This window comes from Pseudomonas sp. TE21435 (assembly GCF_056279265.1).
Window position 1 is genome coordinate 4,977,715 of record NZ_JBWBQZ010000001.1, and the last position, 20,552, is coordinate 4,998,266.

At 63.7% G+C, this 20,552-nt stretch carries 23 protein-coding genes and 1 pseudogene; 12 read left to right on the forward strand and 12 right to left on the reverse strand.

Annotation, left to right across the window (positions count from 1 at the left end):
- From phrB to ACZ9C1_RS22535, 4 genes are all read right to left on the reverse strand, one after another.
- Entirely contained in the window at positions 1-1,437 is a 1,437-nt protein-coding gene (phrB, locus tag ACZ9C1_RS22520; RefSeq protein ID WP_476254400.1) for a deoxyribodipyrimidine photo-lyase, read from the reverse strand.
- A 20-nt stretch (positions 1,438-1,457) separates the two neighbouring features.
- A complete protein-coding gene (locus ACZ9C1_RS22525) occupies positions 1,458-2,327 on the reverse strand; it encodes a MerR family transcriptional regulator (RefSeq protein ID WP_277502888.1) in 870 nt (289 codons plus the stop codon).
- Positions 2,317-3,282 (reverse strand): YbgA family protein, encoded by a 966-nt coding sequence (locus tag ACZ9C1_RS22530; RefSeq protein ID WP_277502890.1) that lies wholly within the window; start codon positions 3,280-3,282, stop codon positions 2,317-2,319. The genes ACZ9C1_RS22525 and ACZ9C1_RS22530 overlap by 11 nt, the downstream gene beginning before the upstream one ends.
- Positions 3,283-3,387: 105 nt before the next feature.
- Positions 3,388-4,374, reverse strand: a complete 987-nt coding sequence (locus ACZ9C1_RS22535) for an NAD(P)/FAD-dependent oxidoreductase (RefSeq protein WP_476254401.1) — start codon at positions 4,372-4,374, stop codon at positions 3,388-3,390.
- A 185-nt stretch (positions 4,375-4,559) separates the two neighbouring features.
- On the opposite strand from ACZ9C1_RS22535, the gene ACZ9C1_RS22540 reads away from it, so the two are divergent.
- The gene (locus ACZ9C1_RS22540) at positions 4,560-5,465 is read left to right on the forward strand and encodes a TIGR01777 family oxidoreductase (RefSeq protein ID WP_476254402.1); all 906 of its coding nucleotides are present in this window, start codon (positions 4,560-4,562) and stop codon (positions 5,463-5,465) included.
- A gap of 13 nt (positions 5,466-5,478) precedes the next feature.
- Entirely contained in the window at positions 5,479-6,492 is a 1,014-nt protein-coding gene (gene hemH / locus ACZ9C1_RS22545; RefSeq protein ID WP_277502896.1) for a ferrochelatase, read from the forward strand.
- A gap of 112 nt (positions 6,493-6,604) precedes the next feature.
- Here hemH and ACZ9C1_RS22550 read toward each other — a convergent pair whose 3' ends face one another.
- Positions 6,605-7,879, reverse strand: coding sequence for a uracil-xanthine permease family protein (locus ACZ9C1_RS22550; protein WP_038707351.1), 1,275 nt, complete (start codon positions 7,877-7,879; stop codon positions 6,605-6,607).
- A 2-nt stretch (positions 7,880-7,881) separates the two neighbouring features.
- The gene (upp, locus tag ACZ9C1_RS22555; protein ID WP_023630748.1) at positions 7,882-8,520 is read right to left on the reverse strand and encodes a uracil phosphoribosyltransferase; all 639 of its coding nucleotides are present in this window, start codon (positions 8,518-8,520) and stop codon (positions 7,882-7,884) included.
- A 165-nt stretch (positions 8,521-8,685) separates the two neighbouring features.
- On the opposite strand from upp, the gene ACZ9C1_RS22560 reads away from it, so the two are divergent.
- The 4 genes from ACZ9C1_RS22560 to ACZ9C1_RS22575 all read left to right on the forward strand — a co-directional run bounded on the left by ACZ9C1_RS22560 (position 8,686) and on the right by ACZ9C1_RS22575 (position 10,651).
- Entirely contained in the window at positions 8,686-9,243 is a 558-nt protein-coding gene (locus tag ACZ9C1_RS22560; RefSeq protein WP_277502904.1) for a hypoxanthine-guanine phosphoribosyltransferase, read from the forward strand.
- A gap of 2 nt (positions 9,244-9,245) precedes the next feature.
- The gene (locus ACZ9C1_RS22565) at positions 9,246-9,719 is read left to right on the forward strand and encodes a WbuC family cupin fold metalloprotein (RefSeq protein ID WP_102685302.1); all 474 of its coding nucleotides are present in this window, start codon (positions 9,246-9,248) and stop codon (positions 9,717-9,719) included.
- A gap of 100 nt (positions 9,720-9,819) precedes the next feature.
- Positions 9,820-10,290, forward strand: coding sequence for a hypothetical protein (locus tag ACZ9C1_RS22570; RefSeq protein ID WP_102685301.1), 471 nt, complete (start codon positions 9,820-9,822; stop codon positions 10,288-10,290).
- 70 nt (positions 10,291-10,360) lie between these two features.
- Positions 10,361-10,651, forward strand: coding sequence for a PA4642 family protein (locus tag ACZ9C1_RS22575; RefSeq protein WP_110703080.1), 291 nt, complete (start codon positions 10,361-10,363; stop codon positions 10,649-10,651).
- Positions 10,652-10,749: 98 nt separating this feature from the next.
- Here ACZ9C1_RS22575 and mqo read toward each other — a convergent pair whose 3' ends face one another.
- Together mqo and ACZ9C1_RS22585 are read right to left on the reverse strand one after the other, a co-directional pair.
- On the reverse strand, positions 10,750-12,255 hold the full coding sequence (mqo, locus tag ACZ9C1_RS22580) for a malate dehydrogenase (quinone) (protein ID WP_102685299.1): 1,506 nt from the start codon (positions 12,253-12,255) through the stop codon (positions 10,750-10,752).
- A gap of 605 nt (positions 12,256-12,860) precedes the next feature.
- The gene (locus ACZ9C1_RS22585) at positions 12,861-13,094 is read right to left on the reverse strand and encodes a hypothetical protein (protein WP_102685298.1); all 234 of its coding nucleotides are present in this window, start codon (positions 13,092-13,094) and stop codon (positions 12,861-12,863) included.
- Positions 13,095-13,237: 143 nt separating this feature from the next.
- Here ACZ9C1_RS22585 and ACZ9C1_RS22590 point away from each other — a divergent pair, with 143 nt between their 5' ends.
- Positions 13,238-13,822 (forward strand): YajG family lipoprotein, encoded by a 585-nt coding sequence (locus tag ACZ9C1_RS22590; RefSeq protein ID WP_476254403.1) that lies wholly within the window; start codon positions 13,238-13,240, stop codon positions 13,820-13,822.
- Between the two features lie 240 nt (positions 13,823-14,062).
- Here the strand turns inward: ACZ9C1_RS22590 and ACZ9C1_RS22595 are convergent, their stop codons facing one another.
- The gene (locus ACZ9C1_RS22595) at positions 14,063-14,269 is read right to left on the reverse strand and encodes a hypothetical protein (protein ID WP_046857121.1); all 207 of its coding nucleotides are present in this window, start codon (positions 14,267-14,269) and stop codon (positions 14,063-14,065) included.
- Positions 14,270-14,583: 314 nt separating this feature from the next.
- Between ACZ9C1_RS22595 and ACZ9C1_RS22600 the strand changes: the two genes are divergently transcribed.
- Positions 14,584-14,844, forward strand: a complete 261-nt coding sequence (locus ACZ9C1_RS22600) for a hypothetical protein (protein WP_139668615.1) — start codon at positions 14,584-14,586, stop codon at positions 14,842-14,844.
- Between the two features lie 111 nt (positions 14,845-14,955).
- Here ACZ9C1_RS22600 and ACZ9C1_RS22605 read toward each other — a convergent pair whose 3' ends face one another.
- Positions 14,956-16,122 carry a 1-acyl-sn-glycerol-3-phosphate acyltransferase gene (locus tag ACZ9C1_RS22605; protein ID WP_102682563.1) on the reverse strand — a complete coding sequence of 389 codons (1,167 nt, stop codon included), beginning with the start codon at positions 16,120-16,122 and terminating at the stop codon, positions 14,956-14,958.
- Between the two features lie 125 nt (positions 16,123-16,247).
- Between ACZ9C1_RS22605 and ACZ9C1_RS22610 the strand changes: the two genes are divergently transcribed.
- From ACZ9C1_RS22610 to ACZ9C1_RS22620, 3 genes are read left to right on the forward strand one after another with little or no spacing between them, the layout of a single operon-like run.
- Positions 16,248-16,430, forward strand: coding sequence for a CPXCG motif-containing cysteine-rich protein (locus tag ACZ9C1_RS22610; protein WP_102682562.1), 183 nt, complete (start codon positions 16,248-16,250; stop codon positions 16,428-16,430).
- Positions 16,430-16,690 carry a putative signal transducing protein gene (locus ACZ9C1_RS22615; protein ID WP_023630964.1) on the forward strand — a complete coding sequence of 87 codons (261 nt, stop codon included), beginning with the start codon at positions 16,430-16,432 and terminating at the stop codon, positions 16,688-16,690. Before ACZ9C1_RS22610 ends, ACZ9C1_RS22615 begins: the two co-directional genes overlap by 1 nt.
- 15 nt (positions 16,691-16,705) lie before the next feature.
- A complete protein-coding gene (locus ACZ9C1_RS22620; RefSeq protein WP_110703091.1) occupies positions 16,706-17,326 on the forward strand; it encodes an SOS response-associated peptidase in 621 nt (206 codons plus the stop codon).
- A 106-nt stretch (positions 17,327-17,432) separates the two neighbouring features.
- Here ACZ9C1_RS22620 and ACZ9C1_RS22625 read toward each other — a convergent pair whose 3' ends face one another.
- Together ACZ9C1_RS22625 and ACZ9C1_RS22630 are read right to left on the reverse strand one after the other, a co-directional pair.
- Positions 17,433-18,275 carry a methyl-accepting chemotaxis protein gene (locus tag ACZ9C1_RS22625; protein ID WP_371919247.1) on the reverse strand — a complete coding sequence of 281 codons (843 nt, stop codon included), beginning with the start codon at positions 18,273-18,275 and terminating at the stop codon, positions 17,433-17,435.
- A 12-nt stretch (positions 18,276-18,287) separates the two neighbouring features.
- Positions 18,288-19,574 (reverse strand): annotated as a pseudogene (locus ACZ9C1_RS22630) (methyl-accepting chemotaxis protein); the annotation flags it as partial.
- Between the two features lie 152 nt (positions 19,575-19,726).
- Between ACZ9C1_RS22630 and ACZ9C1_RS22635 the strand changes: the two are divergent.
- The gene (locus tag ACZ9C1_RS22635) at positions 19,727-20,542 is read left to right on the forward strand and encodes a M48 family metallopeptidase (RefSeq protein ID WP_023631454.1); all 816 of its coding nucleotides are present in this window, start codon (positions 19,727-19,729) and stop codon (positions 20,540-20,542) included.
- Positions 20,543-20,552: the final 10 nt, after the last annotated feature.

Below are 20,552 nucleotides of genomic sequence, written 5' to 3' on the forward strand. Positions count from 1 at the left end.
CTATGCCCCCTGATCCTGCCAGCTGGACAAGCTTTTGAAGGCTTCCAATGCGCGTTGGCGACTGCTATCGAGATCGACTATCGGGCCCGAGTAATTATTAGTAGCAAATAGATCGGCAGATTTCACCGGGTAGTGAATCGATTTATCGTCCCTGCCCTTCAATTCCGGCAGCCATCGACGAATGAACATGCCCTTCGGGTCAAAGCGCTGCGACTGGGTAACAGGATTGAAAATGCGGAAATAGGGCACTGCGTCAGTGCCTGTAGAGGCGCTCCACTGCCAGCCGCCGTTGTTGGCGGCCAGATCGCCGTCTATCAGGTGGCGCATGAAATGCCTCTCGCCATATCGCCAGTCGATCAGCAGGTTCTTGCTGAGGAACATGGCGACGATCATGCGCAGCCGGTTATGCATCCAGCCGGTGTCCAGCAACTGACGCATGGCGGCATCGATGATAGGGAAGCCGGTGCGGCCTTCCTTCCAGGCCTGCAGGTCGCCAGGTGCATCACGCCAAGGCAGCGCCTCGGTGTGTGGGCGGAAGGCGCGATGCCGCGAGACCCGGGGATAACCCACCAGGGTGTGTTTGTAAAACTCGCGCCACAGCAGCTCGTTGACCCAGGTCTGCACACCGACGCTGCCACTGTCGAATTCACCCCGGTTGCTCCCAAGGGCCGCGTGCAGGCACTGACGTGGCGAGACCACTCCCGCAGCCAGGTAAGGCGAAAGCTGGCTGGTACCGGCCTTGGCGGGCAAGTCGCGCAGTTGCGCGTAATCCTCGACGGTTTCGTCGACAAAGCGCTGCAACCGCTGCCGTGCTTCATCCTCACCGGCGGGCCAGTGCTGGCGCAGGGCGTCGGAAGGTGCCTCGAAGCCGTCGATACGCTCGGGTATGGCGTCGCTGTGAATACCCAGCGCCTCTTGACGACGTACAGGTGGAACGAGAGAGGGGAGGCTGCGGTGCAGATGTTCCAGGCAGACCCGTTTGAACTGGCTGAAGACCTGGAAATACTGGCCTGCGCGGGTCAGCACGCTACCGGGCCTGAACAGCAACTGGTCGAGGTGGGCGGTAGCGCCAATTCCTGCGTGTTGCAGCAGGTTCCGAGTCGCTTCGTCGCGCCGGGTCTCGTTGATGCCGTATTCCTCGTTCCAGTGCACGGCCTCGATGCTGTGCTGGCGGCAGACATCGAGCACGCATTGCGGGACGTCTTCCCAGGTATCGACTTGGCGAATCAACAGCGGAATATTCAGCGCCGCGAGTGACTGGCGCAGCAGCCGCAGGTTGCGCAGCCAGAAGTCGACCTTGCAGGGTGCGTCGTCATGGGCCAGCCACTGGCCAGGGCTGGCGACCCACAGGGCCACGGTCGGGCCGCGATGGCAGGCGGCCGCGAGAGCGGTGTTATCGTCCACACGCAGGTCATTGCGTAGCCATATCAATTGCATGGAAAACGAGCCCAAGTTGGTCAGGGTTGTTGAAGGCCGCGCAAGGCAGCTTGCGGGCTATCGAACAAGTACAGATCGGATAGCGACAATGCGCGTAGCTCGGCCTCATGGAGAGTGACCCGGCCGCCGCCCAGGAGTTTCCTCACGGTGATCTCCTTCAGCATGCGGCCCAGTGCGGCGAGGTCGGGGCGGCGTCCGAGGTGCAGCAGCAGCGCTTGTGGCTGTAAGCGCTCCACGGCTTGGCGCAGCTGACGAGGCTCGACCGACCACTCGAGAATCTCCAGAGGGTGGCCATTGCTGCTCAGCAGCCAGGCGCAGAGCCAGAACTCCGGGTCGAAGGCTGTATCGTCCGTACGGGCGAGCAGCACGCAGGGGCCGGTGAGCGAGTGGCCGTCGTGATAGACCCGCGCGCCCAGCTTGCTGCGCAGCCAGGTGTGAAAGAACACTTGCTCCAGGCGGGCGTCGAAATGGGTTTGCCAGCGCAGGGTGAGGGCCTCCAGCAGGGGGAGGAGCAGGCGCTCGCATACGGTCACGGCGGGGTAGAGGGCCATCACCTGGTTCAATAGCTGGTCGAGCGGGCGCTGGGCAAGACGAGCGATTGCCGTGATCAGTTGCTCGATACGCTCGCCCCATTCTCCCTGGAGGGTTGGCGGAGTGCTCTGCGTGTTGTCCAGCAACTCGCGCACCTGGCTGATTGCAGCGCCGCGTTCCAGCCAGCGCAGCGCGGCCTGGACCCGTTGCACCTGGTCTTGTGGATAGAGGCGATGGCCCTTGGGTGTGCGCTGAGGCTTGATCAGGCCGTAGCGCCGCTCCCAGGCGCGCAAGGTGACCGGGTTGACGCCGGTGAGCCGTGCTACCTCGCCGATAGGGAGCAACTCGTCAGATGGCATTGCGTAGTCCAAGGTCTTCCGGGTGGGGTTGCAGGTAGGCCTGTTGCAACAGGTAAGGGTCGGGATGGCAGCGCAAATGGTGCTTGAGCAGGGTCAGTGGGACCACCAGCGGCACTACGCCTCTCTGGTACTGGCCGATGACCTGCTGCAGCTCGGCCTTGTCGCTTTGGCCCAGTTCGTTGCGCAGGTACCCGCTCAGGTGCTGCAGCACATTGCCGTGGGTGCCGCGGCTGGCGCATCGGCGCAGGGCCTGCATCAACTGGCTGAAGTATTGCGGGCCGAGTTGCAACGGGTCGTCGTCCCGGCGCATGTTGCCAAGCAGGCGGCCAAGGGTCCGGTACGCCTGGGGGTTGTGGGCCATCAACAGGTACTTGTAGCGGGCATGGAAGCGAATCAGAGCGCCGCGGCTCATGCCCTGGCGCAGCTGCTGCTGCCAGTCGGCGTAGGCATACACACGGGCGATGAAGTTTTCTCGCAGTACCGGGTCGTGCAGGCGACCTTCTTCCTCGACCGGCAGGTCCGGGCGCAGGGCGCAGAAAGCCGCGGCATAGACACCGCGGCCATGGTGAGGCGGGCGGCCGTCTTCCTGATAGACCTTGACCCGTTCGAGGCCACAGGACGGTGACTTTTGCATGAAAATGTAGCCGCAGATATCGTCCAGTTCGCCGGCCATCTGCTCACCGTAGGCGCGCAGTGGGCCGGCGAGGTCGGTGGTGCTGTTGCGCGTGCCGGTGACCGCTGGATGTGCAGGGTCCCCCACCAGGCGGATAGGTTCGCGCGGGGTGCCCAGGCCAATGGCGACTTCGGGGCACAGCGGCGCCCAGTCAAAGTGCTTATCGAGCAGGTCAAGACACAGGCTGGAGGCCTTGTGGCCGGCGTTGTAGCGCACGTTGAGGCCGGTCAGGCAGGCGCTGATGGCCAGGCGTGGCTTGCCGTTGGGCGTGGGAGCGTTCATCACTGTCTCCGAATGACTTGTACAGGCAGCACAATTTGTACAAGGCAATTTCAGCACAGATGAAAACTTATACAAACAAATTTTTTGTATAAGTTTAATGAGCGCCTATTCCAGGTGCTCCAACAAGCGCCTGGCGGCTTCCTGGCCGCTAAGCCAGGCGCCCTCGACGCGCCCGGACAGGCACCAGTCGCCACAGGCGTACAGGCCCAGGTCGGCATCGGCCAGCGCGCCCCACTCATGGTTGCTGGTGGGGCGGGCGTAGAGCCAGCGGTGGGCGAGGGCAAAGGTTGGCGCGGGTACCGCGCAACCGACCAGTTCGGCGAACTCACCCCGCAGTTGCTCGATCACTTCCTCCTTGGCCAGGTCGATATGCTGCCTGCTCCAGCTGGAGGTGGCATGCAGCACCCAGGTGTCGAGGTGATCGTCACGGCCTGGCTTGCTGCGGTTGCGCGCCAGCCAGTCGAGCGGGTTGTCCTGGACGAAGCAGCCCTGCATCGGGGTGTCGAGTGGTGTCTCGAAGCCCAGGGCGATGGCCCAGGTCGGCTCCATCTGTACACCGGCGGCAACCGCCGCGAGTTTCGGCGCGGCCGCCAGCAGCGGTGTGGCCTGAGGGGCCGGCACGGCGATCACCACGCGGCTGAACGGCCCATGGCTGCAGCCTTCGGTGTCCTGCAGGTGCCAGTACTGCTTGCCACGGAACACTTCGGCGATGCGGCAGCCGAAATTGACCGTGACATCCTTGAGCAGGCCACGGGTGATGGCGCTCATGCGCGGCACGCCGACCCAGCGGACCTGTTCGTCGGGGGAGGGCGTCAGTTCGCCATCGCGGTAGTTGTACAACTGCGGTTTCCACTGCTCGGCCCAGCCTGAGGCGACCCAGTGCTGGACCTGTTCGACGAAGCGCCGGTCACGTGCCGTGAAGTACTGCGCGCCCAGGTCGAGGGCCCCGGCCTCGCTGCGCTTGCTGGCCATGCGGCCTCCGCTGCCATGGCCCTTGTCGAACAGGTGGACGGTCTGCCCGGCCTTCTGCAGGGCCTGGGCTGCGGACAGGCCGGCGATACCGGCTCCGATGATGGCGATGGGTACTGTCATGATGGCCTCTTCGAACCTAGCTTTACGCAGCGTACGCTGCCAGGCAAACCTGTACAATGCACAATGTTTGTATAAGGTTATTCCGCTCGATAGGCAGGTGGCCTATGTTTATCCGAGAGCGATCGGTCAAAAAAGTGCCTTGATCTTAAAAATAGACCACGGCCGCCAACTGTGAGGACACAGCCATGCATATATTGCTGACCGGCGGTACCGGCCTTATCGGCCAACACCTTTGCCAACGGTGGCAGGCCGAGGGCCATCGGCTGACGGTCTGGAGCCGCCGGCCGGAACAGGTGGCGAAAATCTGTGGCACTGGAGTGCGTGGCGTCGCGCGGCTGGACGATATCGCCGCCGACGACCCAGTGGATGCGGTCATCAACCTGGCCGGCGCGCCCATCGCCGATCGGCCCTGGACTGCGGCGCGCCGCACCCTGCTCTGGGCCAGCCGGGTGGCGCTCACCGAGCTGCTGCTGGCCTGGTTGGAGCGCCGCGAACAGCGCCCGTCGGTGCTGATCTCGGGCTCTGCGGTGGGCTGGTACGGCGACGGCGGCGAGCGCGAGCTCACGGAGAGCTCGGCCCCGGTGAAGGAGGACTTCGCCAGCCAGCTGTGCATCGCCTGGGAGGAGACTGCCCTGCGTGCTCAGGCATTGGGTATCCGCGTCGTGCTGGTGCGTACCGGCCTGGTGCTGGCTGCCGATGGCGGCTTTTTGTCGCGCCTGCGCCTGCCCTTCAAACTGGGCCTTGGCGGGCCATTGGGCGATGGTCGGCAGTGGATGCCTTGGGTGCATATCGACGATCAAATCGCCTTGATTGATTTTCTCATGCAGCAAAAGGAAGCCAGCGGTCCCTATAATGCCTGCGCGCCGGAGCCGGTACGCAACCGCGAGTTCGCCAAGCGCCTGGGGCGCACCTTGCATCGTCCGGCATGGATGCCGATGCCGGCGCTGCTGCTCAAGGCCGGGCTCGGCGAGATGTCGACGCTGCTGCTCGGTGGCCAGCGCGCCCGCCCTGTGCGTCTGCTGGCGGCGGGTTTCACGTTCCGTTTCAACGATCTGCAATCGGCGTTGGACAACCTGTCCAGCCGCCTCTGACATAGGACGCTGCATGACCGATCATGCCCTGCTGCTGGTCAACCTCGGTTCGCCGGCTTCCACCTCGGTGGCCGACGTGCGCCGCTACCTCAACCAGTTCCTGATGGACCCGTACGTGATCGATCTGCCCTGGCCGGTGCGGCGGTTGCTGGTGTCGCTGATCCTGATCAAGCGGCCGGAGCAGTCTGCCCATGCCTATGGGTCGATCTGGTGGGACGAAGGCTCGCCCCTGGTGGTACTGACCCGCCGCCTGCGCCAGGCGATGGTCGAGCATTGGCCCCATGGCCCGGTGGAGATCGCCATGCGCTATGGCGAGCCGGCACTGCCTGGCGTGCTCGAGCGCCTGGCTGCGCAAGGTGTGCGCAAGGTGACGTTGGCACCGCTTTATCCACAGTTCGCCGACAGTACCGTGACCACGGTGGTGGAACTGGCGAAGCAGACCATCGCCGAGCGCCGGCTGCCCCTGCAGACCCGCGTGCTCCAGCCGTTCTACGAGCATCCCAACTATATCGAGGCATTGGTCGCCAGCGCCCGCCCGTACCTCGAGCAGGACTACGATCACCTGTTGCTGAGCTTCCATGGTTTGCCTGAGCGACACCTGAAAAAGCTCGACCCCACCGGCAATCACGACTTCCAGGCTGCCGACTGCTGCAAGGACGCCAGCGCCGAGATGCGCGCGGTGTGTTATCGCGGCCAGTGCCTGGCCACGGCCAGGGCCTTCGCGACGAAGATGGGCATTCCGGACGGCAAGTGGTCAGTATCGTTCCAATCGCGCCTGGGCCGGGCCAAGTGGATCGAGCCCTACACCGAAACGCGGCTGGATGAACTGGGCAAGGCGGGGGTGAAGAAGTTGCTGGTGATGTGCCCGGCTTTTGTTGCCGACTGCATCGAGACGCTGGAAGAGATCGGTATGCGCGGCAGTGAGCAGTTCATCGAGGCCGGCGGCAAGGAGCTGGTGCTGGTGCCGTGCCTGAACGATCACCCGGAGTGGGTGAGGGTGCTGGCGGGGATGTGCGAGAAGGCCTGAGCGTGAGTTCGTGGTGCTGCGTGGGAGCGGGCTTGCCCCGCGATGGCGATGGCCTGGGCTGACGCCATCGCGGGACAAGCCCGCTCTCACATAGGTGCAGCTACTTCGTCATTCAAGGCAACTGATCATCCAGCTTCTTGTTCTTCCAGCCATCATTGCCCGGCAGGATCAGGTTCAGGGCAATGGCCACCACGGCGCACAGGGCGATGCCCTTCAGGCCCCAGTCGTCCGGGCCGTCACCGCTGCCGATCAGCACGCCGCCGATACCGAATACCAGGGTCACCGAGACGATCACCAGGTTGCGGGCTTCGGCCAGGTCGATCTTGTGGCGGATCATGGTGTTCATGCCCACCGCGGCGATCGAGCCGAACAACAGGCAGAGAATGCCGCCCATCACCGGCACCGGAATGCTCTGCAGCAATGCGCCGAATTTGCCGATGAAGGCCAGGGTGATGGCGAATACCGCCGCCCAGGTCATGATCTTCGGGTTGTAGTTCTTGGTCAGCATCACCGCGCCGGTCACTTCGGCGTAGGTGGTGTTGGGCGGGCCGCCGAACAGGCCGGCTGCCGTGGTGGCCAGGCCGTCACCCAGCAGCGTGCGGTGCAGGCCGGGTTTTTTCAGGTAGTCGCGGCCGGTCACGCTGCCCACCGCAATCACCCCGCCGATGTGTTCGATCGCCGGGGCCAGGGCCACGGGCACGATGAACAGAATGGCCTGCCAGTTGAAGGCTGGCGCGGTGAAGTTGGGCAGTTCCAGCCATGGGGCCGCGGCGATCTTGGCAGTGTCGACCACGCCGAAGGCGAACGACAGAGCGAAGCCCACCAGCACGCCGGAAATGATCGGTACCAGACGGAATATGCCTTTGCCGAACACGGCCACGATCAGCGTGGTCAGCAGTGCCGGCATGGAGATCAGCATGGCGGTCTTGTACGGCATCAGCGCAGCGCCGTCACCACCCTTGCCCATCGCCATGTTGGCGGCAATCGGCGCCATGGCCAGGCCGATGGAAATGATCACCGGGCCGATGACCACCGGCGGCAGCATGCGGTCGATGAAACCGGTGCCCTTGATCTTCACCATCAGGCCCATGAAGGTGTACACGAAGCCTGCCGCCATGACGCCGCCCATGGTCTCGGCCAGGCCGAACTGGCCCTTGGCGAGGATGATCGGGGTGATGAAAGCGAAGCTCGAGGCCAGGAACACCGGAACCTGACGGCCCGTGACCAGCTGGAACAGCAGGGTGCCGATGCCGGCGGTGAACAGCGCCACATTGGGGTCGAGGCCGGTGATCAGCGGCATCAGCACCAGCGCGCCGAATGCCACGAAGAGCATCTGCGCGCCCGAAACGACCTGGCGCCAGAGCGGGTCGTTGAAGCCGTCCTGCATGGTCAGGCGTCCTTCTGCTTGGTGCCGAAGATCTTGTCGCCGGCATCACCCAGGCCCGGCACGATGTAGCCGTGCTCGTTGAGGCGCTGGTCGATCGAGGCGGTATAGATCTGCACGTCCGGGTGGGCTTTTTCCACCACTTCGATGCCTTCGGGCGCCGCGACCAGGACCATGGCGCGGATTTCCTTGCAGCCGGCTTTTTTCAGCAGGTCGATGGTGGCGACCATCGAGTTGCCGGTGGCCAGCATCGGGTCGATGATCAGGGCCAGGCGCTGGTTGATATCCGGCGCGAGCTTCTCGAGGTAGGTATGGGCCTCGAGGGTTTCTTCGTTGCGGGCCACGCCCACGGCGCTGACCTTGGCGCCGGGGATCAGGCTGAGCACGCCGTCGAGCATGCCGATGCCGGCGCGCAGGATCGGCACTACGGTGATCTTCTTGCCGGCGATTTTCTCGACTTGCACCTTGCCGCACCAGCCGTCGATCTCGTAGGTTTCGAGCGGCAGGTCCTGGGTGGCTTCATAGGTCAGCAGTGCACCGACTTCCTGGGCGAGTTCGCGAAAATTCTTGGTGCTGATATCGGCACGGCGCATCAGGCCGAGCTTGTGGCGGATCAGCGGATGGCGGATCTCACGAGTAGGCATAGGGGGAGGGCTCCGGGAGGCGGGCAAAAAAACCGCGCTAGATTAATCTATTCAGTCCTTGATGTCGTGCAGTCATTGTGCACGTTAGTCCATAAAGGCTTGATCTGGGACGAGCGGATGCGTACCTTTGCCCGCTTTTCCAAAACGCACCCCCTGGAGAGCGCCATGTCCGCCGATCTCGAGCATATCCGTCAAGTGATGCGCGAGGCTGATTGCCTGTACAACGAAGCCGAGGTCGAGGCCGCCATCGCCGAGGTCGGTAAACAGATCTGCAAGGACCTGCACGACAAGAACCCGGTGGTCTTCTGCGTGATGAACGGTGGCCTGATCTTCTCTGGCAAGCTGCTGACCCACCTGCAGTTCCCGTTGGAGGCCTCGTACCTGCACGCCACCCGTTACCGCAACACCACCAGCGGTGGCGAGCTGTTCTGGAAGGCCAAGCCGGAAGTGTCGTTCATCGACCGTGACGTACTGATCGTCGACGATATCCTCGACGAAGGGCACACCCTCAGCGCCATCATCGAGTTCTGCAAGCACGCCGGCGCCCGCGCCGTGCACACCGCAGTGCTGATCGACAAGGACCACGACCGCAAGGCCAGCTCGGACCTGAAGGCCACCTACACCGGCTTGTCGTGCGTCGATCGCTACGTCTTCGGCTACGGCATGGACTACAAGGGCTACTGGCGCAACGCCAACGGCCTCTTCGCCGTCAAGGGGATGTGAGCATGCGCCAGCCTGCGTTCCTCGATCAGTCGTTGTTCGTCGGGTTGGCGCATCAAGCCATCTCCAACCCGCGTGGTCGGCAGAACCACAACTTTCATGCGATGGAGGAGCCTTGCCACCGCATGGCCGTTGGCCTGCAGCCGCGTACCTATATCCAGCCCCATCGTCATTTGAGCGACGACAAGGCCGAGACGCTGATTGTGCTGAAGGGGCGTCTGGGCTTGCTGATTTTCGATGACCAGGGCGCAGTGATTGGCAAGCGTGTGCTCGAGGCGGGAGGGGAGTGCCTGGGCGTCGACCTGGTCCCGGGCGTTTTCCATGGCCTGGTGGTGCTGGAAGATGACAGCATCATGTTCGAATGCAAGGCGGGCCCGTATCGTCCGGTAGGCGAGGGTGAGCTGGCTGAGTGGGCGCCTCGCGACGGCGACGCGGGCGTCGGCGATTACCACGCCTGGATGCGCGCGCAGTTCGATTGAGCTTGCGCCCCATCTTGAGCCCGCTCCCTCACCTCGGGACCGGGCTTGCCCCGCGCCAGGGCCTGTGCGTAGAGTGCCTGCTCATGCCAAGGAGCCCCACATGCGTGCGATCGTCCCCCTCCTGCTGGCGGTGAGCCTGCCGCTTGCCGCCGCGCCGCTGCACAGCCAGTTCCTCCCGCCCGACGACCTCTCCCTGCGCCAGGAAGCACCGGCCAGCCAGCAACTGCTGCAGGTCACCGACTACAGCGTGGTGGTCGGTACCCAGCGCCAGTCCGACCAGCAGCCGATCCCGATCACCTCTTCCTTGCAGGTGCGCCTGAAGGGCAAGCCGCTGAGCAAGGGCTCGACCATCGGCCAGGTCCTGCTCAATTTCGACGGAGAGGGCGGCAAGAGCCTGAAGAAACCGGTGTACGACGACAAGACCCGCACCCTGACGCTCAACTACCCGCTGGCCAACTACCGTGTGGTCATGGACCTGCTGCGTAACGAGACGCTCTACGTTCAGTTCCTCACCTATGCCAACGGCCATATCTGGGCGGATCTGCACACCGGCACCGTACGTACGCGTTGAGGCTCGCCGTCGCCGGGGGGTAAACTGCCGGCCTTCGAAAATGTCCGTGATGGTCCAGTTGGAGTCGGCGATGCGTAAAGACAAGAAACAAGTGATTGGTGACGAGATCAGCGACGAGTACATCAAGACGTTCCTGCAGTTCGAGCCGGCCGATGGCCTGACTTCGCCTTCGCATCACAAGCTGATCAAGGGATACCGCGGCTTGCGCGTCGACGACTTCGAACGTTACGTCGGTTTCTTCGTGGCGGCCGGCTACGACCTGGATGGCAAGGACGAACATGGCAAGACTTTCGTCGAGGCCATCGCCGACCAGCGCAATGCGCCGGAGTACATCGAGATCATCGACAACGCCCGAGTTTGATCCGTGGCGTTGCGTGGGAGCGGCGCACCGTCGCTCCCACGAGGGTTTGCCCGCAAACAAAAAAACGCCCCGAAGGGCGTTTTTTTGTTTCAGCCGGATCAGGCGTAATGCTTGGCCGGGCTGTTTTCCACCAGCTCCAGCGCCACATCGTTTTCAGCGCTGATCTTGTGGTACAGGGCCGCGTCGGTGGCCAGGGTCTTCTCACGGGCGGGGAAGATTTCCTTGAGCTTGGCCGCCCAGGCGCCCTTGGCCTGCTCGGGGAAGCAGCGCTCGATCAGCTCGAGCATGATCGACACGGTCACCGAGGCGCCCGGCGATGCGCCAAGCAGCGCGGCCAGGCTGCCGTCCTCGGCCGAGACCAGCTCGGTGCCGAACTGCAGGATGCCGCCTTTCTTCGGATCCTTCTTGATGATCTGCACGCGCTGGCCGGCCACCTCCAGGCGCCAGTCCTCGGCTTTCGCCTCCGGATAGAAGCGGCGCAGCGATTCCAGGCGCTGCTCCATGGATTGCATCACTTCGCTGACCAGGTACTTGGTCAGGTCCATGTTGTCACGGGCCACGGCTAGCATCGGGCCGATGTTGCCCATGCGCACCGACAACGGCAGGTCCATGAACGAGCCGTGCTTGAGGAACTTGGTGGTGAAGCCGGCGTATGGCCCGAACAGCAGCGATTTCTTGCCGTCGACCACGCGGGTGTCCAGGTGCGGCACCGACATCGGCGGGGCGCCGACCGCCGCCTGGCTATAGACCTTGGCCTGGTGCTGCTTGACGATTTCCGGGTTGTCGCAACGCAGCCACTGGCCGCTGACCGGGAAGCCGCCGAAGCCCTTGCTTTCGGGGATGCCGGACACCTGCAGCAGTGGCAGGGCGGCGCCACCGGCACCGAGGAAGACGAAGCGGGCGTCCACTTCACGGCTGCCGCCGCTGTTGACGTCCTTGATGCTCACGGTCCAGCCGCTGCCGTTGCGGCGCAGGCCGACGACCTTCTTGCTGTACTTGACCTGGGCATCCGGCGAGTCGCCAAGCAGCTTGAGGAGCTTGTTGGTGAGGGCGCCGAAGTTGACGTCGGTGCCCTTCATCACGCGGGTGGCGGCGATGTGCTGGTCGGCCGGGCGGCCTGGCATCATCAGCGGCATCCAGTCCTTCATCACGGCCTTGTCTTCGGTGTATTCCATCTCGGCGAAGGCGTGGTGCTGCTTGAGCAACTCGAAACGCTTCTTGAGGAACGAGACGCCCTTGTCTCCTTCGACGTAGCTCAGGTGCGGCACCGGGTTGATGAAGGCGCGCGGCGAGCCGAAGTTGCCTTTGCGGCTCAGGTAGGCCCAGAACTGGCGCGAAACCTCGAACTGGGTGTTGATGTGCACGGCCTTCTTGATGTCGATGCTGCCATCGGCGGCCTGCGGGGTGTAATTGAGCTCGCACAGGCCGGCATGGCCGGTACCGGCGTTGTTCCAGGGATTGGAACTCTCCGCGGCTCCGGAGTCCATCGCCTCGACGACCTCGAGCTTCAGGGTCGGGTCGAGCTCCTTGAGCAGTACGGCCAGGGTGGCACTCATGATGCCCGCGCCTACCAGTACCACATCAACCGATTCGTTCTGCGCCATTAACGCGTCTCCACAATCTACAGCACCTAATTGACAGCATAGGATCCCTGGGTTGGCCAGGATCGCCATGTCCGACTCTTCGCAGTTCTTGCAACTTCCGCGGACACCGCCAATCAGTCTTGGGTGTTCGGCTATTGAACGCCCATTGCCACGGGTGCGGCAATTCGACTTATGGTCAAGTGGTCCGTCGTGCGTTATGGACCGGCCTCAGGCATTCATCAGGGATGAGCGCTTTTGCCGTCTGTTCAGGGCTGTTCGGTACACATCTGCCGCTCTTGCACATGCCAGACTGTTCATTTGCTCGCCACACTCTCGTGAAGTTGTGAAAAACCGTTTTTTCACGCTCTTTTGGAGTCGTGAACCTCAAAAGTGGACTGCGCGATGGCAACCCGCAGGTTCATGCGCAGCGGACGGCCGGAAACAGCAGGCACGACAGCCAATGCAAGACCTGAGTGGAAGGCTCTCTGTGGGCGAAGCGTCGAGGGTGCCGGGTTGAAGCGGCGAATGCGGGGCCCGATCAGGAGACGTCCTTATAATCGGGGGGAGATTATAACGATGTCGCGGGCGGAAAGGGCGTACTTGTTGGGTTTTTATTGCAGCGTTTGTCAGGCTGCGAGGGTGCGTTGCTGCCAACGGCGCGTTGCACCGTCGCAAACCCGGGCGCTGGCCGGTAGCGGGTGGCCCAGCCAGGCCAGTCGCGCTTCGCTGACCGGCACCCAGGTGCCGTTGCCCGGCGGTGTGGCGCAGTGCTTGAAGGCCAGGCAGGTGCCATCGCTGTCGAGGCGGGCGTAGGTGGCGTGGCGCGGGCGGTGGAAGAGCAGGGTCCAGAGCGAGGCCATGACGTGGCGTCCTGTGAGTGAGGGCTGGCGCAAGGATAAACGCAGGGGCATGAAACGATTGTGACAAGCGGGCCGGGCGATGGCTGGCGTGTGGCGCGCTAGGTATACTGTGGGCCTTTGCCGCTTTTTCTGGAGAAATGCGCATGTTGCAACGTCTGTTGGTCGGTTTGTTCGCGGTGGCCAGCCTGAGCCTGGCCGGTTGTGCCCACAGCCCGCAGCAACTCAGCCCGCAACCCAAGCTCACCCAGCAATTGGCTCCGGTCGGCCACGGCCAGCCGGTGGTGGTCAGGGTTGTCGACGGGCGCGCCTCGCAGTCGCTCGGCACCCGTGGTGGCATGTACCCCGAGACCAGCACCATCACAGTCAATGGCAATGACGTGGTGCCCAAGCTGCAGGCCCAGGCCGAGGCGGCGGTGCGCCTGCTGGGCTTCACCCCGACGCCGAATGCCGGCAATGCCCCGCAGTTGACCGTGACCCTGGCCGAGCTCAAGTACCAGTCGCCCAAGGACAAGATGTACGTGACCGAGGCGACCATCGGTGCCACCTTCCGCGCTGACGTGTCGAGTGCCAACCGTCGCTACAGCGGCCGTTACGGTGCGTCGCTGGACCAGCGCTTCGGCATGGCGCCGAACCAGGAAACCAACACCAAGCTGGTGAGTGACGTGCTCAGCGATGCCCTGACCCGCCTGTTCAAGGACCCGACCGTCGGTCAGGTGCTGGGCGAGTAAGTACGCCGATACAGCCATGAAAAAGCCCGCTGCCTGCGAAACAGGCAGCGGGCTTTTTCATGGCTGTATCTAGTGTGGTGTTTCACAAATAACGACCATAACTCGCGGTGCTTTTTGCGCTCATGCGGCGTTGTCGCTCTTCGCCGTAGCTGGGCTACGACTCGTCGCGACGCCTTGCCTGAGCGCAAAAATCACTCGCGAGTTATTGGTCGTATTTGCAAAACACCACACTAGGGCCGGTCAGGCGGCCTGGACGTGAAAGTCCAGCAGGCTGATGCCAGTGTGCGGGTCGATCTCCGGCAGGTCGTCGTGGGCATGCCCGCCCAGGGCGCAATACACCAGCCACTGACGGTCCTGGACGTTGATCGCGAAGCCGTCGATCAGCGCCTGTTGTTCGTCGCTCTGGGCCACGAGGTAGAGGCGGTCCTGGTTTTCGGCGTGCAGCATGACAAGCTCCGGTCAGTTGAAGGCCGACAGGGTGGCCTGTCTTGATGACGAGCGTGTGACAGATGAAATTAGGTTCTGTACGAAATGTGTCTGCGCGAAGGCCAGACAAGGCGAAACGGGGAGAGGAACGGCCGGGGTCGCGCCCGACTGTACTAGAGTACATGAGCATTCCGAGCCCCGTTTCAACGCAGTATGGGCGAGTGCAGATACATTTCGTACAGAGCCTGGATGACAGCTGGTCGCAAAGTGGCGGTGGTTGAAGTCGGCTTGGGTAGAATGCCGGGCTTTGCCACACGAGATACCGAGGTCGCGTAATGTCGTTGCAAGTGCTCTGGGGCTTCCTGGCCGCCCATCCGGCCAAGCTGATCAATCTGCTGGCTTTGCTGATCACCTGCCCCGGCGGGCTGCTGCTGCATGGTGCCCGGCGCCGCGAGGCGCTTGCGAAGGAAAGCCTGGCGATGGATGAGGGGGTGGTGGACGTGCTCGAGCAGCGGGTGCCGCGCTATTACTACATCCTCGGTTTCTGCTGCCTGGCGATGGCGTTGCTGCTGTCCTGGTTCAGCACCTGGATCTGAATCGCCGATGCCTACCCTGTAGGAGCGGCTTAAGCCGCGATCCAGGCAACGCGGTGCCTGGCACCCGCAAAGCGGGTGTTCGCGGCTAAAGCCGCTCCTACAGGTGCGTTATCAGGCTGAAGTGGGCTGCAGCCTCACCTGGTACTGATTGCGCACGGGGGTCGCGTACTGCTGCACCAGGTACGGCTGCTGCTCGACCGGGCAGGCGTCCAGGCGGCGCTGCCACTCTTCCTTGGCCTTGGCCAGTTCATCGGCCGGGAACAGCTTCTCCGCGCTCGGTACTTCGAGTGCCGCATCCTTCTCTGCCCACATCGCATAGGCCAGGTAATGCACCGGGAACAGCCGGTAGCCGCCGAGGATCTGCCGGTCGATGGCCTGCGCCAGCTGCTTGGTGTCCTCGTGGTACTCGGTCACCGGGGGGGCGAAGTTGATGTGAACCCGCCCTTTGTAGCCGGTGATGCCCTGGGCGATGCTGTTGTCGTCCTCGCCGGGTGCCTTCTTGTAGGTGCCGGTGGTGGCGCGGATGTATAGCTCGCGGGCCTTGGCCTGGTCGCAGGGGTCGTACTCGTAGCTGATCGACACGGGGATCAGGTTCAGGCTCTGGATCACCGCGCCGAACGGTTCGTCCTTGCGGCTCATGTGGAACATTTTCAGGATCGCCGAATCGGTGCGGTCGTCACCGTCCTTGGCGCGGCCTTCGGCCTGGGCGATCCAGATCGACGCGCCATCGTTGCGGATCGAGTGGTTGATATAGGCCGAGAGCAGTTGATAGGCGGCCAGTTTCTCGCGGCGGCCGCTGATCGAACGGTGCACGATGAAACTCTTGTTCAGGCGCATCATGTCGCTGACGAACGGCTTTTGCAGCAGGTTGTCGCCGATGGCGATGCGCGGTGTCGGCAGGCCGGCGTGGTATACCGCGTAGTTGACGAAGGCCGGGTCCATCACGATGTCGCGGTGGTTGGCCAGGAACAGGTAGGCGGTGCCGGACTTGAGCTGTTCGACACCGCTGTAGGTGACGCCGTCGGTCGCGCGGTCGATGGTGCGGTCGACGTAGTACTCGACCTTGTCCTGCAGGGTGGACACGCAGGTCACGCCGGCAAATTCCTTGCGCAGGCGCCGGGCGATCAGTGGTTTGAGCAGCCAGCCGAAGGCACCCGCCGCGCGCGGAAAGCGGAAGTGGGTGAGGATATCGAGGAATGCCGGGTCGCTGAGCAGGCGTGCCAGCACGGCAGGGACCTCAGCGTCGTCGTACGGTCGGATGGCATCGAATTCGCCCATCATGCTCTCTTGTTGGAAACGGCTAGGGTAATTAGGTAGGGGCGGGCTCCGAAAAACGGCTCGGACGCACACAGGCCCTGTAAACAGACCGGCAATTATACGCACAAGTCACTCCGGAGGCCGCGATGCTGGAAACTGCGATCTACGATTGCCCTTATTGTGGCGAGGAAGTCGAAACCACGGTGGACTTGTCCGGCGGTGACCAGCAATACATCGAGGACTGCCAGGTGTGCTGCAAGCCCATTCGCTTCGTGCTGCAGGTCCATGGTGAGGAGTGGATGCTGGATGTCTTTGGCGAGAACGACTGATGCGGCGAATCTATGAACCGGAAAGCCTGCTGGAGGCCCAGGTGCTGGTGGGCATGCTGGCCAGCGAAGGCATCGAGGTGCACCTGGTCGGGCGCGACCTGATGGGCGCCGTGGGCGAGTTGCCGATGCACGGCTTGCTCGGCCTGGCGGTGCCCGACGAGCAGGCCGGGTACGCACGGCAACTGATCGATGAGTACAATGCCGCCCAGCCGCTTGCCGGTGACGAACCGGAGAGTTATCCCGGAACCCTGATCTGCTAGGTTTTGATTTCGCCCATGTGTGGACGCTACGCCCTGTTTCGCTGGTCCCAGAGCTTCGCCGGCCTGCCGGGCTTCCCCCCGGGCCAGAAGGCCCAATGGAACATCGCGCCCGGCGCCTCGGTCCTGATTCAACGCCAGGTCGACGGCCAGTTGCAGCTGGCCAGCGCTCGCTGGGGGCTGACCCCGGCCTGGCTCACCGACCTTTCCCGTACACCAGCCCAGGCCCGTGCCGAAACCCTCGCCGAGCAGCCGATGTTTCGCGAGCCCCTGCGCCAGCGGCGTTGCCTGATGCCCGCCAACGGCTTCTACGAATGGCGCGGCACGGCGCGCAAGCGCCCGTACTGGGTGACACCGGGGGAGGGTGCGTCATTGTTCTTCGCCGCGGTGTGGGAGGTCTACCCGGTGCAGGAACAAGAGTGGTTGAGTTGTGCGGTGGTGACGCAAGCGGCGATGAACCAGCGTCGGCCGCTGATTCTGGACGAGGCCGAGCAGGCGCTGTGGCTGGATCCCGACACGCCGATGGCGAAGCTGCACGAGTTGCTGGCCAAGCCGCCGACGGCGCTGCGTGAGCGGGCGCTGGCGTATTTCGTCAACGATCCGAAGCTCGATGGGCCGGAGTGCCTGACCCCGGCTTGAGCAAACAGCTTTTCTGGCGGGAGCGGGCTTGCCCCGCGATGGCGGTGGTGAGGCGAGGATCGTATCGCGGGGCAAGCCCGCTCCCACACCCCGCCCCTTTTGATACCTACACCCTGAATTGATTGATCAGGCGGCGCTGCTGCTCCGCCAGCTTGGTCAGCTCGGCGCTGGCCTGGCTCGACTCGTCGGCACCGCCCGCCACTTCGCCAGCCACCTGACCGATGTTGATCACATTGCGGTTGATGTCCTCGGCCACGGCACTCTGCTCCTCGGCGGCACTGGCGATCTGGGTGTTCATGTCGTTGATTACCGACACCGCCTGGGTGATGCTTTCCAGCGCCTCGGCGGCGCGGCTGGCCTGCAGCACGCTGTCGTCGGTCTTGCCCTGGCTGTCCTCCATCACCTTGACCACCTCGCGGGTGCCCTGCTGCAACTGCTGGATCATCTGCTGGATTTCCTCGGTCGCCTGCTGGGTCTTCTGCGCCAGGTTGCGCACTTCGTCGGCGACCACGGCAAAGCCGCGACCCTGCTCGCCAGCGCGAGCGGCCTCGATGGCGGCGTTGAGCGCCAGCAGGTTGGTCTGCTCGGCAATGGCGCGGATGGCCACGAGGATGGCATTGATGTTTTCGCTGTCGCGGGCCAGGTCCTGGACCACGGTGACTGCGCGACCGATCTCGCTGGCCAGGGCGCTGATGGCGCTGGAGGTGTCGCGCACGATTTCCAGGCCCTGGTTGGCCGCGCGGTCGGCCGCGCTGGCAGCCTGGGCCGCTTGCGTGGCGTTGCGCGCCACATCCTGGGCGGTCGCGGTCATTTCATGCACGGCGGTGGCTACCTGGTCGATCTCGGCCATCTGCTTGTGCACGCCCTGGTTGGTACGGATGGCGATGTCGGCGGTGTGCTCGGAGGAGTCGCTGACCTTCTGCACCGAGCCCACGACTTGACTGATCATGGCCTGCAGTTTGGCCAGGAAGGTATTGAAGCCCTTGGCGATGGCGCCCAGTTCGTCGGCCCGGTCGCTGTGCAGGCGGCGGGTCAGGTCGCCTTCGCCCTGGGCGATGTCGTCGAGCATCGCCACCATCTGCCTGAGCGGGCGGGCGATGCCCAGGGCCAGCAGCCAGATCACCAGCAGGCCAAGGGCGGCGATGCCGAGGCCGACGAGGGTCATGCCGGTGATATCGGTACGACGCTGTTCGGCCAGGTCCTGCTGCAGTTGGTTGACTTCGGCCATCACGGCGCTCAGCGGCAGTTCCAGCAGCAGTGTCCAGCGCGCATCGGTGTTGGCGACCTTGAACGGCAGGTACAGCTCGATGCGATCCTTGCCGGCGTCCACTTCGTAGTGCAGGGTTTCGCCGCTCAGGTTCTTGAGGGTGCCGGCTTCGTCGCTGTCCAGCACATCGCTGGCCTTCTCGCCGAATTTCGCCGGGTCACGGGTATAGGCCACCAGGCGGCCGTTGCTGGAAACCAGCGCCAGCTCCCCGGCGCCGTCGTACAGCTGGCGATCGGCGGCATTGAGCAGGTCCTGGATGAAGTTCACCGACAGGTCGGCGCCGGCCATGCCCTGGAACTGGCCATCGACCATGATCGGTTCGACGAACGACGCCAGCATGACCATCTTGTCGCCCACTTTATAAGGCGCGGGGTCGATCACGCAGGCCTTCTTCGACTCCTTGGGGCACAGGTAGTACTCGCTGGCGCGCACGCCGGTGGCGAGCACTGTGCGGTCGTCGACATCGGCCAGCTTGTCCTGGCCAAGGCTGCCATCACCATTGCGGAACCACCAGGGCAGGAAGCGGCCGTTGGCGCTGTCGATACCCACCAGGCTACTGCCGACGTAGCGGGCATCGGCATGGTCGAGGGCGTTGGGCTCCCAGCCAAGGTAAGCGCCGAGCACGCTTGGGTTGACCTCCACGGTGCGCTTGAGCTGGTTGATCAGGTGCTCGCGGTCGACCCGCATCAGCGGTTGTCCGTCGCTTGCCTGCATGCCGAGCATGGCGTTGCCGGTGGCCAGGCTGCGGGCGATCGACAGCGGGGCTTCGAGGCCGCGCTGGATTTCGCTGACCTGGGTGCGTGCCAGGGCGGTGAGGCGCTGCTCGATGACGTTCTCGAACTGTTGCTGGGTGCGCTGTTGCACCAGCGCCTGGGTGCGTTGCCCGGAGTAGACGGCGTACAGTACCAGGGCCGCGACAATGCTCAGCACGATGGCACCGGCCAGGGCGGCCACGGAAAACTGGATCGACTTGAACTTCATGGCAAAGCTCCGCGCGCAAGGAGGTTGTTACCGAGTGTTATCGGCGGGCTAATACCAAAGCATGAGGAACTTGTCAGAAATCTTACCTGCGGCTCTGGCAGGGGCGGGCGTCTGAGCCTAGGATACGCGGCACGTAAAAAGGGAGTGTTTTCATGCGTAAGTCATTCGTTGTCAGCATGCTGACGGTCGGCGTCCTGCTTGGCGGCTGCCAGGCGGTCAATACCACCAGTGGTGGTGCCGTGGGCGTCCAGCGCCAGCAATACATGTTCAGCATGCTTTCGACCGATGAGGTCAACAAGATGTACGCCCAGTCCTACCAGCAGACCCTCGGCGAGGCGTCGAGCAAGGGCGTGCTGGACAAGAGCAGCAATGATGCCAAGCGCGTGCAGGCCATCGCCAAGCGCCTGATCGCCCAGGCACCGCAGTTCCGGCCGGATGCCGCGCAGTGGAACTGGGAAGTCAACGTGATCAAGAGCGACGAGCTCAATGCCAACTGCGGCCCGGGCGGCAAGATCATCGTCTATACCGGGCTGATCGATCAGCTCCAGCTGACCGACGCCGAGATCGCCGCGGTGGTGGGCCATGAAATCGCCCACGCCCTGCGCGAGCACAGCCGTGAAGCGATGTCCAAGGCCTACGGCGTGGAAATGGCCCGCCAGGGCGCCGGCGCGATCTTTGGCCTGGGGCAGGACAGCATGGCCATGGCCGACACCGTGGTGAACTACGCCATGACCCTGCCCAACAGCCGTGCCAACGAGAATGAAGCCGACCTGATCGGCCTAGAACTGTCGGCCCGTGCCGGCTATGACCCGAACGCCGCGATCACCCTGTGGAACAAGATGAGCAAGGCGTCCGAAGGCGCGCCGCCAGAGTTCATGAGCACCCACCCGGCTTCGAGCAGCCGTATCGCCTCGTTGCAGGCGGCGATTCCGAAGGTGATGCCGCTGTATCAGGCGGCCAAGAAGTAAAAGCAGCTAC